Source organism: Thauera sp. 2A1 (genome assembly GCF_009469595.2).
Lineage (GTDB): Bacteria > Pseudomonadota > Gammaproteobacteria > Burkholderiales > Rhodocyclaceae > Thauera.
Genome location: NZ_SSXV01000128.1, coordinates 1 through 1,142 on the forward strand (window position 1 = coordinate 1; position 1,142 = coordinate 1,142).

The 1,142-nt window shown below is 28.5% G+C and carries 1 protein-coding gene; it reads left to right on the forward strand.

What is annotated here, in order from left to right; translation table 11 throughout:
• Window positions 1-1,142 (forward strand): hypothetical protein (locus GH664_RS22870; RefSeq protein ID WP_194270488.1); only part of this gene is annotated, 1,142 nt, incomplete at both ends.

Consider the following 1,142-nt stretch of genomic DNA (forward strand, 5'->3'; position numbering starts at 1 on the left):
CACTCCACTAAATTTATACGCTATGAAGATAAGAGGAAAAACAGTATATGTCTATGATATTGAAGTTTTCCCAAATGTATTTCATTGCACAGCAAAGAATACTGAATCAGGGAAGTTTCATAAGTTTGAGATATCAAGCAGAAAAAATCAATTATCAGAATTAGTTGATTTCTTTCGTGTACCAAATATTAATGCACCATTAAAATTTGGAGATCTCTATACTACTGAAACTCAAATTGATTCAAATAAAATCTTTGCAGGATATAATAATTTACATTATGATAATCCTATTATTAACTATATAATAGATTATTATGATATACTTAAAAATAAACCATATCTAAGGATATGTGATAGTATTTTTAACTTAAGTAGAACTATAACTACATCTCAAGCAGATGACAACATAGAAGCATGGAAAAAATGGAAATATCAAGTATGGTATGATTCATTTGATATACTTACTATGTTATATTCACAGAAATTGCGTGTTGGATTGAAGGAAATGCAAGTAACTATGCAATATCCTAATGTTCTAGAATTTAATGGAGACTTTAATAAGTTTCTAGAAGAAGCTAGAATAGAAGAGATGATTGAATATAATGTGAATGATGTTAATTCTACTGAAAAATTATTAAATCGGTGTTCTGAAGATATAGAATTAAGAATAGCTATCGAAGATGAATATAAAGTAAGAGTATTAAGTAAAGATGGAGTAAACATTGGAATGAAAATTCTAACGCAGAAATATCTTGAAAAGACTGGTTTAACATGGTGGGATATTAAAGACTTGAGAAGCCCAGCAGATGTTATAGACCTAAACAAAGTAATATTGCCTTATATAGAATATAAAGATCCTATACTTCGTAATGTACTATCTGATATGAAAAAGCAGATAGTATCACCAGGTAGAAAAGGATACGAAAACAAATTTGTATTTAGAGGATTAAAATATTCTGTAGGAGTTGGTGGTATTCACTCTGAAAACAAACCTGAGATAATTATTCCTAAGGAAGATGAAATGTTAATAGATATTGATGTTGCATCTCTGTATCCCAGTATGATAATAGAGTATAAATTCTACCCAAAACATTTGGGTCCTGAATTTCTAGAAGTTTATAATCAAGTTAAAGATGAACGAA